Source organism: Fulvivirga sp. M361 (assembly GCF_007097395.1).
Lineage (GTDB): Bacteria > Bacteroidota > Bacteroidia > Cytophagales > Cyclobacteriaceae > Fulvivirga.
In genome coordinates, this window is sequence record NZ_VKDC01000005.1 from 132,463 (window position 1) to 149,482 (window position 17,020).

14 protein-coding genes are annotated in these 17,020 nt (G+C 42.6%); 6 read left to right on the forward strand and 8 right to left on the reverse strand.

The window, feature by feature from the left end; genetic code table 11:
• The first annotated feature begins 3 nt into the window (after positions 1 to 3).
• Together FNH22_RS05820 and FNH22_RS05825 are read left to right on the forward strand one after the other, a co-directional pair.
• Positions 4 to 912: a DUF4249 domain-containing protein gene (locus FNH22_RS05820; protein WP_143397403.1), complete on the forward strand. Its 909-nt coding sequence runs from the start codon at positions 4 to 6 to the stop codon at positions 910 to 912.
• A 173-nt stretch (positions 913 to 1,085) separates the two neighbouring features.
• Complete coding sequence (locus FNH22_RS05825) at positions 1,086 to 1,400, forward strand: DUF3817 domain-containing protein (RefSeq protein WP_143397404.1); 315 nt, start codon at positions 1,086 to 1,088, stop codon at positions 1,398 to 1,400.
• Between the two features lie 344 nt (positions 1,401 to 1,744).
• Here the strand turns inward: FNH22_RS05825 and FNH22_RS05830 are convergent, their stop codons facing one another.
• A complete protein-coding gene (locus FNH22_RS05830) occupies positions 1,745 to 2,383 on the reverse strand; it encodes a VOC family protein (protein WP_143397405.1) in 639 nt (212 codons plus the stop codon).
• Between the two features lie 252 nt (positions 2,384 to 2,635).
• On the opposite strand from FNH22_RS05830, the gene FNH22_RS05835 reads away from it, so the two are divergent.
• Both FNH22_RS05835 and FNH22_RS05840 read left to right on the forward strand, forming a co-directional pair.
• A complete protein-coding gene (locus FNH22_RS05835; RefSeq protein WP_185154093.1) occupies positions 2,636 to 5,671 on the forward strand; it encodes a T9SS type A sorting domain-containing protein in 3,036 nt (1,011 codons plus the stop codon).
• A gap of 182 nt (positions 5,672 to 5,853) precedes the next feature.
• Positions 5,854 to 6,930 (forward strand): FAD-dependent oxidoreductase, encoded by a 1,077-nt coding sequence (locus FNH22_RS05840; RefSeq protein WP_143397407.1) that lies wholly within the window; start codon positions 5,854 to 5,856, stop codon positions 6,928 to 6,930.
• A 54-nt stretch (positions 6,931 to 6,984) separates the two neighbouring features.
• Here FNH22_RS05840 and FNH22_RS05845 read toward each other — a convergent pair whose 3' ends face one another.
• The 4 genes from FNH22_RS05845 to FNH22_RS05860 all read right to left on the reverse strand — a co-directional run bounded on the left by FNH22_RS05845 (position 6,985) and on the right by FNH22_RS05860 (position 9,661).
• Positions 6,985 to 7,383: a VOC family protein gene (locus tag FNH22_RS05845; protein WP_143397408.1), complete on the reverse strand. Its 399-nt coding sequence runs from the start codon at positions 7,381 to 7,383 to the stop codon at positions 6,985 to 6,987.
• Positions 7,384 to 7,554: 171 nt separating this feature from the next.
• Positions 7,555 to 8,280, reverse strand: coding sequence for a helix-turn-helix domain-containing protein (locus tag FNH22_RS05850; protein WP_143397409.1), 726 nt, complete (start codon positions 8,278 to 8,280; stop codon positions 7,555 to 7,557).
• A 285-nt stretch (positions 8,281 to 8,565) separates the two neighbouring features.
• Entirely contained in the window at positions 8,566 to 8,919 is a 354-nt protein-coding gene (locus tag FNH22_RS05855; RefSeq protein ID WP_143397410.1) for a DUF5655 domain-containing protein, read from the reverse strand.
• Positions 8,920 to 8,977: 58 nt separating this feature from the next.
• Positions 8,978 to 9,661 (reverse strand): DUF2461 domain-containing protein, encoded by a 684-nt coding sequence (locus FNH22_RS05860; RefSeq protein ID WP_185154095.1) that lies wholly within the window; start codon positions 9,659 to 9,661, stop codon positions 8,978 to 8,980.
• A gap of 439 nt (positions 9,662 to 10,100) precedes the next feature.
• On the opposite strand from FNH22_RS05860, the gene FNH22_RS05865 reads away from it, so the two are divergent.
• Positions 10,101 to 13,502 (forward strand): glycoside hydrolase family 38 C-terminal domain-containing protein, encoded by a 3,402-nt coding sequence (locus FNH22_RS05865; RefSeq protein ID WP_185154096.1) that lies wholly within the window; start codon positions 10,101 to 10,103, stop codon positions 13,500 to 13,502.
• A gap of 403 nt (positions 13,503 to 13,905) precedes the next feature.
• Here FNH22_RS05865 and FNH22_RS05870 read toward each other — a convergent pair whose 3' ends face one another.
• The 3 genes from FNH22_RS05870 to FNH22_RS05880 all read right to left on the reverse strand — a co-directional run bounded on the left by FNH22_RS05870 (position 13,906) and on the right by FNH22_RS05880 (position 15,880).
• A complete protein-coding gene (locus tag FNH22_RS05870; protein WP_143397413.1) occupies positions 13,906 to 14,448 on the reverse strand; it encodes a TetR/AcrR family transcriptional regulator in 543 nt (180 codons plus the stop codon).
• A 17-nt stretch (positions 14,449 to 14,465) separates the two neighbouring features.
• Complete coding sequence (locus FNH22_RS05875; RefSeq protein ID WP_143397414.1) at positions 14,466 to 15,341, reverse strand: alpha/beta fold hydrolase; 876 nt, start codon at positions 15,339 to 15,341, stop codon at positions 14,466 to 14,468.
• Between the two features lie 128 nt (positions 15,342 to 15,469).
• Positions 15,470 to 15,880 carry a nuclear transport factor 2 family protein gene (locus tag FNH22_RS05880; RefSeq protein WP_143397415.1) on the reverse strand — a complete coding sequence of 137 codons (411 nt, stop codon included), beginning with the start codon at positions 15,878 to 15,880 and terminating at the stop codon, positions 15,470 to 15,472.
• 416 nt (positions 15,881 to 16,296) lie between these two features.
• Between FNH22_RS05880 and FNH22_RS05885 the strand changes: the two genes are divergently transcribed.
• Complete coding sequence (locus FNH22_RS05885; protein WP_143397416.1) at positions 16,297 to 17,019, forward strand: hypothetical protein; 723 nt, start codon at positions 16,297 to 16,299, stop codon at positions 17,017 to 17,019.
• Position 17,020: the final 1 nt, after the last annotated feature.

The following is a 17,020-nucleotide window of genomic DNA, read 5'->3' on the forward strand; positions in this document are numbered from 1 at the left end:
CCTATGAATCGAATAGTCTATTCATTAGCTCTTTTAAGTATCATGGCGTGTGAAACACCTTTTGATCCTGACTTCAAAGAAAAACCCCAGGTAGTGGTCAATTCATTTTTCCGACCGGGAAGCCCTGTTCAAATAGACCTTTCAAGAAGCAACTTCATATTAGCCCCGGAACAGGTGATCTCTGTTGATCAGGCTATTGTCACTGTTTCCAATGCCACGGAGGTGATTGAAACACTACTTGAAGATGGTCAGGGAAACTATACCAGTACATTTATCCCGGAAGTGCAAACAGAATACTTTCTTAGTGTGCAGGTGGATGGTTTTTCTGAAGTCACTTCATCCAACATCATTCCCGGGGCAGTGCCTGTGCAATCCTTTTCTATAGAGACCCAACTTACAAACGTCAACCTTGGTGAATCGGGATATCGGGCAACACTCACTTTTCAGGACCCAGGCACAAGCCAGAATTATTATGGAGTGGAAATAGTTATTGTACCTGAAGGCGCTGATGATATTTTTGACGGGGAGGTAGGATTTCTTCTGCTGGAAGATCCTGATGTAGGATTAACGGGTAATGTAGATATCAGTATTGGAGGTCCGAGCTCAAGCGACGGTGACCCCATCCTGTTTTTTGATGACATCCGGTTTAATGGCCAGCCGCATACCATTGATTTTTTTATTATCCCTATTAACCTGGACTTTTCCAAAGACCCTGACGTTGAGGTTTATGTGGTTTTAAAAACACTTAGTAAAGACTATTATCAATACCTCCTCACCTCTGTTTTTCAAAAGGACATAGAAGAAAAGGGAACGCTTGCAGAACCGGTCCAGATCGCTAATAACATTCAAAATGGGCTGGGGATCTTTGCCGGATATAACTTTGAGAGTTTGAAAGCGGATTTGATGGAATAGAACGATGGAAGGTGCCAGGTAGTTTATGTCTATTGAGTTAGCATGTTCCCAAAGCGCATGCACATGTAAAAGATCATCATAAAAGTATTACATCAGACTTTACCTTTACACCATTTATACTGTTATTTGCCCCTCCATATTTTACCCTTTCAAAAATTGCTAATCACCCACCTATGATCGATTCACTTAAAACACAACTCGGCAGATTTCGAGTGCTCGCATTTGCAGAAGGGGTATCTTTTCTTCTGATACTTTTCGTTACTATGCCCTTAAAATACCTCATGGATATGCCCGGCCCGAACAAGATCATCGGAATGGCACATGGGATACTTTTTGTTCTCTATGTTTTAGCTGTGATACAGATCAGGATAGACCAGGAATGGAACACCCGTAAAACGCTTATTGCCTTGCTGGCCTCCATTGTACCTTTCGGTACGTTTTATGTCACAGCGAAAATGTTACCTAAGCATAGTCCGGAAGAAAGGTAAGCTTAACTTAACAGGATAGAAGGTTTTACATGTTGGAAGGGATAGAAAGATTTCATTTAATGCTACTCTCCTTTGGCTGATTTGTGCTGTCCTGGCCAGTTCAAAAATGGCATACTAATGCTAACATGAATAAAAGGAAAAGTAACAAAACAGAACATCATTCCGAAGCTTTGCAGCTAGTGTGCGTATGGAGCTAAAGGAATCTCCCGATTCCGGAGACTCTCACGCCATTTTCCCTTCGCACATATCCCCCAAAGTGGCTCAGAGTGACGTTGGGTCGATTTTTCCTTAATTGATTTTAATTGTGTTTTTTAACTCTAGCTCACCTCGTTACCCCACCATACTTATAATTCGATACGCCCCTTAGGGCTTTGAATAACCGCTTTTAGAGTGCGTGTTTTCGATCTGGTGATCTTAAACGCTATACCAAGCTCGCTGCATACATCCGCGTAGGCCTCAGGTTCCGGGTGTGTCCCATAAAGAGTCAGGAGTCTGCAGTTCATGTCTGGCAAGTAGTCCGAAGGATGCATTTCAGAAGCACTCCAATCCACCATAAAAGGGACAAGTTCTACCTCAGGGACCGATAAAGGCATGATCAGCTCCCATTTTAGTAGTGAGCCATCTGCAGTATTACGAGACCCACTTTTTATATGCCCCATTTCATTCTGGTATCTTTTCAAAATAGCGCTGTCCTTCTCCAGGTTGTCTGACTTTATGGCCCAACGGGTCAATTGCGGGCGGGTCAGCACATCTATTCCCATCCAACGGGGCGCCTTAATGGCTTGATTAGCATGATCAACTGCCAGCAATTCCAGGTAACATCCTTCATTCAAATTGACCAGCGCATTTTTTGTGCCCTGGGTGGGGTGATATCCTCCAAAAACAGGGCGGGTCCCTAACCTGATTTCAAAATCATCCATTGCTTTATCCAAATCCCGGACAGCGTATACGATATGATCTGTTTTTCTGCTGATAGCGCTCATGTTGAGATAATAAATGTACACTTTAGGTCAACTATAAAATAGCGTAAGGAAGAAAATGAACTATAAAATCAAACAAATCTCTTTTGGAGGAAACTGGCTAAAATTCATTTAACCAAACAAAGCTTCCGGCTCAACAATGCCATAAATCTTACATTAGTCAAATTATTTTCATAATTTACATGGTAGATTGCAACAATTATGTACACCCATAAACACCCAACACGTCAACTACTATTCAGCCTCATTTTTTTTATGCTATCATTCCCAGGGTTTGGTCAATCTGTCGGTGAGGTAATGTTCGTAGGTTTTAATGCGGATGCCAACGATGGTTTTTCGTTTGTAACTTTCGTTCCTCTACCGGATGGAACCACCATTTTCATAACAGATAACGACTGGGACGGCGTTTCCGCTTTTTCTACCGGAGAAGGTGCTATTACCTGGCAAAATAATACCGGGAACACGATCTCATCAGGGACTGTAATCACTGTTAATGACATCAACGGAGCAATCACCACCAACCTGGGAAATTCGGTGGAATCGGATCCGGGTTTTGATATAGACGTAAGTAGTGAGACCCTTTATATGTTTTTGGGTTCTGACGATAGTACTCCCACTACTTTTTTGAGTGCTATAGCTAATAATACCTTTGGAACCGCTCCCCTTATAACGAATACAGGCCTCACTGCCGGTGTCAATGCCATTCAAATTACGGGGGATAACGATGTTATGCTTTATTCAGGCAGTACTTTATGTACTTCTACCTTATCGGACTGTGCCACCGCCATCAGTACCTCTGCCAACTGGACAACAGCAGATGGAGCGGGAGATGAAAGTGTGGGAGTATTTCCGGATGACGTGACCACTGACTTTTACGGGCTTGTTTTCCAGCCTGTAACCTATTATTCCCGCAATGCCACTTCAGGAGGCAACTGGGATGATCCGAATTCCTGGACAACTCTTTCAGATGGATCAGGAGGCCCTTTGGCTACCGGTATGTACCCTGCCAGCAGTGATAATGTGGTTATACTTTCAGGGCATACTATTACCATTAATGCGATCACGGATAATCGAGGTGCAGGCATTTCACCCGATGGGCTGGGCAGGACAAATGTCGGTCCGTTTGTTGCATCTAACCTGAATATGTTTTATCAGACCGGGGATGTCTTAGTAGAGGGGTTATTGTCCGTGACGGGAATAGAAATGATGGTGGAAGGATTTACTCAAATAGAAACAGGAGGGTCTTTTACACTTAACTCCAGCTTGGTAAACCTGGGATACCTGGAAGCCAATGCAGGCTCGTCCATCAGTAGCGCCGACGATTTGGTATTGGCAGGTAATAGCGTAACCGTTATAAATACGGGGTCTATCTCTAATGATGACTTGATCATCAGTTTTACCGACGCCACCCTTTGCGGTACCGGCACTACCACATTGCAAAACGGGTCCGGTAGCCAGATAACTTTTGCTAATTCAGGCTCAATAAACCAGATATGCACTTCATTTACTGTAGCATGTACCGGAACAGGTTGTACCGGTTTTCCGGTGGTAGGTTCCGGTAGTTTTATTTCCGGCAATACGGGTCCGGCAGGTGTTGGTGATTCGAATAATAACCAATTTTGGGTACGGGCAAATGATTTAAGCTTATCCAATGGTGCATCGGTAAGTGCCTGGTCTGACGTGTCAGGAAATGCGTTAAGTGCTACACAAGGATCACTGAGTAGCAGACCTACTTTTAATACCAATGTAGTGAACTCCCTGCCCGCCCTTAGCTTTGACGGAGGGGACGCATTGAGTTTGGGAGATGTCCTGGATGTAACACCGGGAACAGACAGCTGGTCATTTTTCTCCACGTTTAATGTGAATACCAATAATGAAGGCACCCTACTTTCCCGCTCCACAGCCAGTGATCGTCAATACCAGTTTTATGTTGAGAACAACAATTTCAACTTCTATTCCGGTGGAGATCTCTCGCAGGGAACCGCCACAGCCACCGGTTCCTGGGCAATCGGCTCAGCGATCACTTCAGCTTCTTCTAAAAATTCCTGGGTTTCTGCTGCCAGTGACGTTACCGGAGGTACAGTCGGTACAACTACCAGTACGGTGGATGTTTTGATCGGAGCTCGTTTTCTGGACGATGGTGTAAATTCTACCTTTCGGTTGGACGGTGAAATTGCAGAGATCATTTTCTACAATGTGGAAATAAACGAAGCCCAGAGAATAATCATTGACAATTATCTGGCTGCCAAATATGACATCAATATTTCAGCTTCAGGAAATGACGTATATACGATGGATGATAATGGCAATGGGGATTTTGACTTTGACGTAGCAGGCATAGGTCAGGCCAGCGATGGATCCCGTCACAGAGATGCTTCGGGTCCGGGGCAAATTCGTGTGTTCAATCCAAGTTCACTGGATAACGGAGATTTTTTGATGTGGGGACATCAAAACGGCGCTTTGGATGGCACTTCTGGCGATGTTGACGGAGCTGTAATAGAAGAACGCCTGGAACGTATATGGAGATTTAGCGAAACAGGAGATGTAGGCACCGTTTCATTGAGTTTCGACCTTAGTGATCTGGCCAGTCCGCTGGGATCTAACCTTCGTTTGTTGATCGATAGGAACGGCAACGGATTTGCTGATAACGATGTAACTCCGGTAGATGGCTCAGTAGTTGGAAATACCCTGGTCTTTTCAGGGGTCAGCATTACAAATGGGGATAGGATCACTATCGGTAATACGAATGTGTCGATGCCACTGCCTGTTGAATTATTGTCATTTAAAGCCACTGCCGAACAGAACGATGTTATGGTTTCATGGACCACCAGTTCTGAAACAAATAATGATTTCTTTACTGTGGAGAGATCGATGGATGCAATACGTTGGGAAAAACTGGAAACTGTTAAAGGAGCAGGTAATTCGCTCTCCACCCTGGATTATCAGACTATGGATACCAGCCCTTATTTTGGAAGGTCCTACTACCGGCTTAAGCAAACCGATTTTGATGGCCAGTTTTCTTATTCCGAAATAGCACAGGTCAGCAGGTTTAATGATAAGGATATAAAGGTAGTACCCAATCCGTCTTCGGGAATTTATTACATCAGGGATAAAACAATTGCCTCTCAGCAGGTAAGGTTATTGAATTTACAGGGCAAGATGCTGAATGTTTCTGTTACCCTGAACAACATAGGGACTAAGATCGATGCTTCGAACATCCCAAATGGCATATATATATTGCATGTAAGTGATGGCACAGGTAGTGCCGCTTTCAGGCTGATCAAAAATTAAACAGGCAGTTGGTTTTGTACCTGTACCCTTCACTGTTTCACCTTGATTTATTTGGCGCCAAAAAATCCGATATAAATCAATTAAATGCCACTCCGGGCAATTTTTGACTATATCGATCATTATCTTCGCTGTTTAGTCATTCACTTGAATACAAGGTATCGTCTTTCAGTCATTGAAAATTAATGCAACAGGTTTTTACAAAATACATCATTGTCGGCGCAGGATTATCCGGTCTCACTTCTGCTTACCGGTTATATCAGGCAGGTGAAACTGATTTTATCATATTGGAATCGCGCGACCGTATTGGCGGCAGGATCTTTACTAAAAACCGTATTGATTTTGGCGCGGTCTGGTTCCAAACCCATCATCAGCAGGTGGTCGGTTTGTTGGAAGAATTAGGTATTGCCAAATTTCACCAATATAGTGAGGGAGAAAACGTGCTGGTTTACAGCACCATGGCCCCTGCACATTACTTCAGGAATGACCCGAACGCCGCCCCCGCCAGCAGGATATCAGGCAGTTCGATGGCAATGATAGAAGCGCTGGCTAGGTCTTTTTCCGAAAAAATAAAACTGGATACCAATGTAACAGCCATAAATGTGAAAGCAGATGGTTTACAGGTAATTGCCAATGATACTGCTTACCAGGCAGAAAAAGCCATAGTGACAATACCTCCACGCATTGTTACACGCATTACCTTTTCACCTGACCTACCTGCAACTGTCACTGAGGTAATGAAAAACACACATACCTGGATGAGCAACGCCATCAAGATCGGTATGACCTTTGCAAAGCCCTTCTGGCGTGACAAAAACCTCTCAGGTACTATGCTGGGACAAGTGGGTCCGGTAGTAGAATTATATGATCATTCAGACCATCTCGATGAGCATTACGCCCTGATGGGATTCGTCAATGAAACGCTTAGAGATACTAGCGCAGAAAAGAGGAAACAACGTATTATGGACTATCTCTCCAAGTATCTTGGCAATGAGGTGCTTAATTATCTCACTTATGAAGAAAAGGATTGGTCAAAGGATATGCACACCTCCTGTGAAACTATTAAGTCCATTTATATGAGTCCTCAGTATGGTCATCCTTTATTTGAGGCATCCTATTTAGATGGACGATTATTTTTTTCAGGAGCAGAAACAGCACCTGCTTATGGAGGTTATATGGATGGTGCGGTTCTCAGTGGTAATCTCAACGCCGGAAAGCTTATGACACCTTTGACGCCAAGGCACCCACTTAAAGGTGGATAACCAGATATCAAACCATGCCTCCCGATTAAGAGATTACCTGTCAATGCGCTATTCCTAACCTGGCAAAGGCGTACATATCTCCAGTAGAAAACCATCCGGATCCCTTATATAGCCCACTTTTTGTCCCCACGGTTTCACCGCTACTTCTTCCAAAAGCACAGCTCCTTCATCCGTAGCTTTTTTAATAAGTGATTCCACATTTTGAGTGGTGAAGGCGAGTTCAATCCCAAATGGCTTGTCCTTCAGATCACTTTTGCTAAAACCCTCTTTGAGGTTAGCATTCCCGAGTTCCACACTTGCAAAAGCAATTGTCGTGGTACCTGAAATGATCTCTCCATAATCGTTTTCAGGTGTCAAAAATTTCTGTTCAAATCCAAAAGCATTTTTATAAAAATGGATGGATTGAGGGACGTTCTTTACGTAAAGAATAGTGTATGCGTAGTGTACCTCCATATTTTCTATTTGGTTATTTCCTGATGTAAAGTGTTCCGTCCTGCCTTTAGTGTTTCGTTTGGCCTACATGAAATAACAGCAGCAAACCAATTATCGTTATTGATTATTTCATATCCTTTTACAGGACAAAGATAGTCGTACCCGAAAGTCTTGCTTTGTAAAAAAACGACATTATCTGAAGTAGGACGGATTTTCTCCGGATAGCCGATTGAATTCGTTGGTCAAATGTGCATGGTCATAAAATCCCAGATCGAACGCAATCTCTAAAAGGTTTTTTTCATGACATTCTCTGATCAGACTCCTGGCACTATTGAACCGGACTATGCGGGTAAATTCCTTGACCGTTAGTCCTGTGCAAGTCTTAAATCGTCTTTCTAACTGTCGGGGACTTATGCAATGTGACTTGGCTAAAGAGCTGATACTACCAATATTCCCTTCAAACCGTATTTTGTCTACAATAGATAGCATCAACACATCTTCTTGTTGCTTTGAGTCAACAACAAGCTTATAAATAATGTCTTGTAAAACATCTATTTTGGCTTCAATGGAGACCTGCTCTGCTAATCTGTCATTGATGTCTGCAGGTAACTGTGGCACAATTTGATCCGCCTCAATTTTAAGGTCTTTAAGTTCTCTCTGAAAGACATTGGTAAAGCATTTGAATCTCCCCGTCTTAAAGCGTATTCCTATTAGATCGGTTCCTCTTTCTAGTTTCCTTTCAGCAAATCGGGTCATTACCCCGGATAAAGTAGTTGTATGATTACTAAGGTTGAAGATAAGATCGATACAGCCATCAGGCAGAACCTTATATTGTTCAGCTTTCCCAGGACCTGAATAGGTCCAGAAGGAACCAACAAAGTCCTTCAATCCGTGTATTGGTTTAATCTCCTGGTACATGGCTCATCTCATAGTGTCCTTCTCAATCTTACTATCAAAAGTAACGATCGGCCCATAAATCGGTATGGGTCAGGGATAATTTTGCTATCAACAAATCATTTATAACGAACTCCTGGTGCGCTTTTATAAAGCGTATCTATCTTGTTCCAGCATTTGTAATACCACTCGATTCTTCTCATTTGAAATATAAAACGCTGCACTGCTATACACCCATTGCTCTATTGAATAGACATAACTCTTCAACGATAGGATTATTATGAAGATAGTCCAGCCGTTGATCCATGATTAACTATCCATAGCATAATCATACCCCATTCTCAGCAAATTAATCAACTCTGCGGTTATTTCCAGCTCGGATGACACCCGAAGATGGTGTGCAAACTTATTCGGATAAGTGGTTCGTTTTTTGATCAAAGGAGAATCAATTTCCTCAGAATAATAAAACTTTACATCCAGCTCCTTTTTCATCGGTTTAATAATGAGCCAGGCTTTCCTGTTTGTAAAAACGACTGAGTGGATAGAAGCCCCCAGATCATTGGGTTGCCAAAGCATTACCTCCGTCATTATTCGATCAAAAGTCAACACCATTTCATCCGATTTCCCCAAAAACAGCTCCCCAATATCCTTTGTAGTACACATATGATGTTGGTTCGTGGATTTAAACTTACGCTTACATTTAGGGCATCTCCACATAGGCTCAATTTTCAAACGTCAATGATTGCTTTAAGTAATCAGAAAATGGTTTGATGGTTACAAATGCTTCCTCTACCAAATCCACGAAACCCGTTGAACAAACCTCTTTTTCCGTGAGGTCCCGGGTAGCGGTGAAACTTCTATATTTGAGTAACTCTATGTATTCGTGTTCCTTATCATAATTTCTCGGGGCAGTTTTCAGCTTATTGGGGTCATCGTTCAATCCTCCGTAAAAATCGACAAACTTTTTCTCTGAAATAATCCCTTGTAACACATCTCCGTTATAATCGATTGCCTCACGAACCTTAGTGAGCATATCCTTATCCAACTGGTAGAGGCCGCCGCCCATAAAAGACCCGGCAGGAAATGAGCCTCCCGGACTTATGGAAATATAGAAAAGATCAGCCATCGGATTTTTTTTACCCGGCTCACAACTGAAAAAATCTTTGTAGATGGGCTTCTCCGGATGAAACATTCGGTTGTTATTGATCCTTGAAATAGTGGACCTGGCCGGAACTTCGTTATATATCGGATTATATTTAGAAAGCCTGTTTTGTATCTTTTCAATTTCTTCCACCCAGATCCGTTTTGCTTTTTCAAACTTGGTTTTGTTTTCTACCATCCATTCTTTGGAGTTGTTGTTTCGCAAATCTCCGAGAAATTGAAAAATATAACCTTTATCGCTCATAAGCATGCCTTTTAAGATGGTTAAGGATCAAAGTAACCAATTTGTTTAATTTAATTCTGATCTGATGATATCGTCTTCAGTGTATCCGATCAGAGACCTGCCTTTAGGATATCTGCTTTCAAATTATTAATAATGGAATTTCCGGTCTACAGACACACGCATTACGCTGACCATATTCGCGCCATGTGAATTCGAAAAATGATTGAATAACTAAATCGATTTAGTTATTTTTAAAAAAGATTTAAAACATTCATCTGGCTTAATATTTCGGCAATGGCACCGCTTGTACAAACAAACTATGAAGACTTCTATTTTTCTGTAGAAAGCACTGCATTATTAATTTATCAAAACTCTTCAAAGCAACTAATTGAAAATGACCGGTCGCGTATTATTGTAGTCATTCTGTCCTATAAGATAAGCCTTCTATAAAATGATGCCTATGAAACCCAATACAATAGTATATCTGCTACTCTTCTTCACCTTAGTCTTTGAGTCCAGCGCCCAGGAAAACCATTTCACTGGCTTCAAAAGCGCACTTAGTGGTACCCGATTTACCTATCACTCTCCTTTCTCCTACCGGGAAAAATGCCTTCTTTCCCGTGCACGGGCGGATTTCGATCCCATTGTATGGGAAACAGAAGTTATTCCCAAAGGATATACTAAAAAGACCATATCATTCATATGGTTATACGGAATGGGCACTAAAGCTCCTGCGCAGGCATTTGACCTTTATGTGAATGGTCAAAAGTTATTGACGTTCTCAGGCCCAACCAGTGACCAGACTGTACGGAAAATATCGGGAAAAGACGGAACGGAACTGGTCTTCAATCGTTCAATGATCGATAAAAATAAGGACGAAATGGGCTCTGCGGTCTTAAAAATCCCGGCAAAATACTTCAAACCCGGCAAGGCAGTTGTGATCAAGGTAGATGGTGTAGACAATCAAAGTGATGCATGGTACATGACCTATGAGCGATCACTCAAAGAGGGGTTCAAAACGCAACAAATTAAAGTCGTTACCAAAAAGGATGGAAAGCTTTTCCATACGGTCAGGTTCGAATTCACTCATTTGAAAGAGCCCGTAAAGGCAAGCATAACAGCCCTGGGTTTGCAAAAAGAGGTGTGGCTCAACTCGGGATTTAATGAGGTGGACTTCCTGGTGCCCATAGTGACTGCTCCCACGATGATTGAGGCGGAAGTAAGTATCGGTAAAGTGAAAGAACAGACCCGTTTTAAAGTGGAGCCTGTCAAGGAATGGACCATTCATCTTGTGCAACATTCCCATACAGACATCGGCTATACACGACCACAGACGGAGATCCTGGCAGAGCACCTGAGGTACATAGATTACGCCCTGGACTACTGTGATCAGACCGACCACTATCCGGATGAAGCTAAATTCAGATGGACATGTGAAGCCGCATGGACCGTACGCGAATATCTCAATAGCCGTCCGAAAGACCAGGTAGACAGGCTTTTGAAACGTATTCAAGAAGGACGTATTGAAGTGACTGGTATGTTTTTCAATTTTTCGGAAATAATAGACGAAACGGCATTGGCCATACAAACCCAGACCCTTAGTCTTTTCAAACAAAAAGGCATAGATGTCAACACCGCTATGCAAAATGATGTCAATGGTATTGGCTGGTGTATGATAGACCTTTACAACAACACAGGGGTCCGGTACCTTACCATGGGTCAGCATGGTCACCGGGCACAGGTACCTTTTGACAAACCGACCTCCTTCTGGTGGGAGTCCAATTCAGGTCATCGCCTGCTTGCCTACCGGAGTGAGCACTACATGCATGGAAATGCGCTGAGCCTTACTTCAGGAGAAATTGATCAGTTCAGGGCCAACCTCTCCCAATACCTGGATGAACTTGAAAAAAAGGGATATCCGTACGACAAGACTGCCTTCCAGTTTTCAGGATATCTCACAGATAACTCTCCCCCCTCTACCAAAGCCTGTGATATTGTAAAAGAGTGGAACGAAAAGTATGCGTGGCCAAAACTTAAACTTTCCCTGGCCAGTGAATTTATGATCTACCTGGATCAGCATGAAAGTGAAACACTCCCGGTAAAAAAAGTGGCCTGGCCAGACTGGTGGACAGACGGTTTCGGCTCTGCGTTCAACGAAACCAAAGCCGCCAGAACCACTCACTCCCATATGATCGCCAATATGGGGATGCTATCGATGGCACGGCTTATGGGAACTGCACTACCAGAAGGTATGAACCAAGACATTTCCGGCGCTTATGATGAATTACTGTTTTATGACGAACACACCTTCGGTGCAGCAGAGAGCATTCGCGACCCTCTCACTGAAAACTCGGTTATCCAATGGGGCCAGAAGTCTTCCTTTGCCTGGAGCGCTTTCAAAGCCTCCAGTCTGATCCAGGAAAAGGCGCTGGGACTGATGCAGCAACACATTCCAAAGTCAGATTTGCCTACCATCGCCATTTTTAACACATTGAACTGGACACGTTCGGGATTGGTAAAAGTGTACATTGATCATGAATTACTCCCTCTTAACCGTGACTTCAGCATAGTGGATACAAATGGAAGGACTGTTAAAGCACAACTTATCTCAAGCAGAGGTGATGGCAGCTATTGGGGCCTTTGGGCGCCTGACATTCCTCCAATGGGCTACACAACTTTCCACATCAAAGTGGAAGAGGCCGAAAAAAAACAGGCCAACCCACCGAAACCATCCACTACTTCAATACTCGAAAATCAATATTATCGCCTGACGGTAGATCCCAAAAAAGGAGTGATAGAAAGCCTGTTTGACAAGGAGTTAAAGAAAGAATTACTGGACGCTTCGAGTGAAATGAAGCTCGGAGAGTTTATTTATGAACAGCCCGACAACCGGCAGTCTATGGAGCGACTTACGAATGACAACCGGGACACCGTATATGTACCTATCAAAAAGAAGGTTACCGGTCTATCGGATGTTCGGGTTTCTACGATCAAAGAGACCCCATTGTGGAGTAGCCTGATGGTGAATGGTAAGATCGATGGATGCGCAGACCATCGAGGGGTCAACCTGGAGATCCGGCTTTATCATACGGCAAAAAGGATCGAACTCTCTTACAGTATGGTCAAACTACCTGTTACTTCACCTGAAGGAGTGTTTATAGCCTTCCCGTTCCAAATGGGCGATAAGGATCAGTTGGCATTTGATGTGCAGGGTGGCACGGTAAATCCGGGCATCAACCAACTGGAAGGAACCTCTGCCGACTGGAATGTGATACAGAACTTTGCCGCGGTAAAAAACAACGAAGCTCAGATCCTGTTTAGCAGTAACGATGTACCGCTCGTACAGTTTGGAGCAATAAACACCGGAAGATTCTATTATCAGCGCCAACCTGCAAAGCCTCATCTATACTCGTGGGTACTCAATAATTATTGGACTACGAACTTCAGAGCAAGCCAGGAAGGCGAGATGAAATGGAGATACTACCTGACTTCATCCTCTGACATCTCGAATTCTACGGCAACAAGATTCGGATGGGACAGCAGAGTCCCCATGTTAGCACGTGTCATCCCACCGGGAACCTCAAGAACAGCTACAGTACCTGCATCCAAATCATTGGCCGATTTTGATCTGCCCAATCTACTTTTGGTCAACGCCAGGCCTCTCCCGTCAGCCAATGGAGTTATCCTGCACCTGCGGGAAACGGAAGGAGACCATGCCATACTGGATATCTCCAGGTTGCTGGACCAGACAGGTGCAACTCAGGCCTTTGAAGCTAATGTACTTGGCGAAGCATTAAAGCAGTTAACCAAACCAACACTTATTGAACATTATGAAACTAGATTTATACTGTTAAAGAACTAGGGGTACTTCAATGATTCAATGACGTATCCGATGTAAATTATGCATAGTTTTTGCAGGGCCCAACGTTATTTGATGAGTCAGCAACAAGCAGTAGGCAATATTATGTCATAAAATTTTGGTGCTGCTTGTTGCTGACTACCGATGCTCCTGGTGCACTTTTATAAAGTGTACCCATCGTAATGCCACTATGAGCTTCTCATTCATAATGTCAAATACAGTGATTATTATGAAATAGGGGTATTATGATTCACCAGCTTCATATTTTTCTGACATAGGAGGTGAGGCAAGCGTTTGGGTTTCAATTTAAATATTACAAATGCTTTGGTAAGAAAATATTCGTTTTACAACTGCATGCGTTGAAAATGGGGAAATCGTTCAAAATAAGAAAGAACTACTATACTTTTCAGCCATTCGCTCTAAGTAAAGACACCACAATTCTCTTCAGCCTTAACACAGGTTCCTGACTTTGAAACAGTTGGCTTTCAATAATAGCATTTTCAAACAAAGAATAAACCGTAAAGGGCAGGTCCGGATCACTTCCCTTAATTTCAGCTTCAAAAAAGGCCAACACTCCCTTTTTATGTTCTTGCACTTCTGACAACATCTCTTTTTTACCCGGTGGGACCTCTGGCAGCAGGTTCAGAAAACTGCACCCACGATAGTTGCACTGTTCGTTATCCTCCATCAAAAAGTCAAATACTGCAAGTATTTTATCTTCCTTGTCCCGGATGAATTCTTGCAAGGTGTCGTTCCAAACCTCGTGACGACGTTTTAAATAGGCAATGCAAAGATCATCTTTGGTGGCAAAGTGATAATACAGGCTGGCCTTGGCTACATTAGCTTCTTTGATGATCTGGTTGATCCCCGTCTCATTGTATCCCTGCCGATGAAAAAGCGTTGTGGCTACTGTAAGTATCCTTTCACGCACCTCAAGATTCTCTTGCATTGCTTACTTCGTTTTCATTATCCTTTTATTCGATGCATAAAAGTGCGTATTTTCCTGATAATATCCCCGCCATCTTCTTCCAGGGCAAAGTGTCCTGTATCATAAAGGTTATAATCTATTTTACGAACGTCCTTTTTAAAGGCCGCTGCACCGGATTCAGGAAAAAAAGCGTCGTTTTTCCCCCATACAATGAGCAAAGGAGGTTGATGGTCCCTTAGATATTTTTGCCATTGGGGGTATAATTTCAGGTTGTTTTGGTAATCATAAAATAAGTCAAGGTTCGCACGATGTGCCCCGGGACGTGAAAGTCTCAGAAAGTCCAAATTCCATGTATCAGGGTTGACGTGATCAGGGTTGCGTGTACCATGCGTATATTGCCATTTTAATCCTTCCAGTGAAAATGCACCTAACATGGCATTTTCATTTGCCGTATTCTTGTCTTTCCATAATGCTTTAACGTCTTTCCAGGCTTCCCCCAGACCTTCTTCATAAGCATTACCGTTTTGGTTGATAATAGCAGTGACCCTTTCCGGGTGGGCGGTAGCAATTCTAAAACCGATCGGTGCCCCATAGTCCTGGATCATTAATGCATACCGGTTTATCGACATGCTCTCTAAAAAATCATCGATGATCGAAGCCAGGTGATCAAATGTATATTCAAAAGTATCAGGAGAAGGAAAGTCACTCTCCCCAAACCCGGGATAGTCCGGAGCGATCAGGTAATACTCATCTGAAAGGGCAGCCAGCACCTTACGATACATATGACTTGATGTAGGAAACCCATGTAACAATACAATGGCCGGGTTTTCCGGGTTGCCCGCTTCTCTATAGGCTACTTTAACTCCCTGAATTTCCCGGGAACGATAGGCAATAACAGTTTTTGAATGATCCATATTTTTATATATTGGTTTTTCAGTTGTCCCTCCGATCGCATCAACGCGTATCATCAGAATAAAAAGTGTGAATAAATAAATTCGTCTCATGCTATATAGACTGGTCTGTCTGTTTAGCTTTAAAAAAATTACAATCTTCTTTCCCCCTCTTCTATGGGCAGATCATTGATGCTGGCATACCGTTTTTGCATCAACCCGTTTTCATCAAACTCCCAGTTTTCATTACCATACGCCCGAAACCACTGTCCTTTTGCATTATGATACTCGTATTCGAAGCGTACGGCTATCCTGTTATCCGTGAAGCTCCAAAGCTCCTTTCTGAGCTTGTAAGACAATTCTTTCTTCCACTTGTCCGTCAAGAAGGACTGTACTTCTGCCCTGCCATTGAGAAATACATTCCGGTTTCTCCATTCAGTATCCGGTGTATAGGCTAAAGCTACTTTCTCCGGATCTTTGGTATTCCAGGCATCTTCAGCAGCCTGTACCTTTTGCGTTGCGGTCTCCCGTGTAAAAGGAGGTAAAGGGTGTCTTTTTTCCATCGTTTTTTTGGTAAATGTAGTGGTAATTCTATTATTCAGACAAGTCTGTCTATATAGAAATGATATATTTGTCGCACCGCTTACTTTTAACCCGGACAGGTATTTTTTTAATTTCTTCTCTTATATTATTCGCTGAAATAAAATTGATAGAATTCTGAACACTCTTTGTGACTATACAATTGGTGGCAATTGACCTTCATCTCTACATCAAAAAAGTAAATAATAAAACCAACTCACTCACCTTATTACTGGAAACGGAGGCTATTGTAGATCATTTGTAGATCCTGTTTTTTTTACAAAAAAGAGAAACCGATTAACCTTGTATCAACCATGATCTCAGGATTACACCTCCCTTGATATGATCTTAAAAGTAATAAAACAGCACAAGGTTCTCAACCAAACTTATTGGCAATGCAATGACAATACCTATTAAAGCCGCAAGATCTTTCTTTTTATTTATGGTCCTGTTAACACATGAAAACAGCAACAGTTCCATAGTCTCATTTGAGAGAGGCAATTTGCCGTCGGAGCTCGCAAAATCTGTTTTTTTAAATGTCAACTCCAGGGAACATTCCATACAGATAGACACCGCTTCGGTTAAGGCACAATGGCTGGAAATACAAAGCATAAGAGAGAGTCAAATTGAGGCATTACTTACGATCGAAATAACCATTTCGGGCTATGAGTCAAATGATTTCTTTACGTGGTATTTCGACGATGGTCTCACGCTCTTGTATGGACAATCTGAATCTCAGATGGAAGGAACTGAAACCTATAAAAGTTACTATTTTGATGGTGAAGATCATCTGATTGCAGTCGAATTCCTATCGGATTATGGAGACTACCTTTCTGAAGAAGTTTTATTCCGTGGTGCTGATGGCAGCAGCCATTTACTTAAAAATGAAACTATAAGCACCATCTCAGAAAGAAAGATCACCGACCATGAAAAAAACATTAAAATGATTTTGAATAGCCACCTGAAATTTGCCAGGAAACAAGTGGAAGAAACAGAGGCCAACGACGTAGAAAATACTACTATCAGCGAGAACACAGAGAGAAATATTCCTAACCTAAATGCTGTGGAAATCGAATGTACCATTGACCCGGCGCTAATCCCCCACATCATCAAGAAAAAGTAGT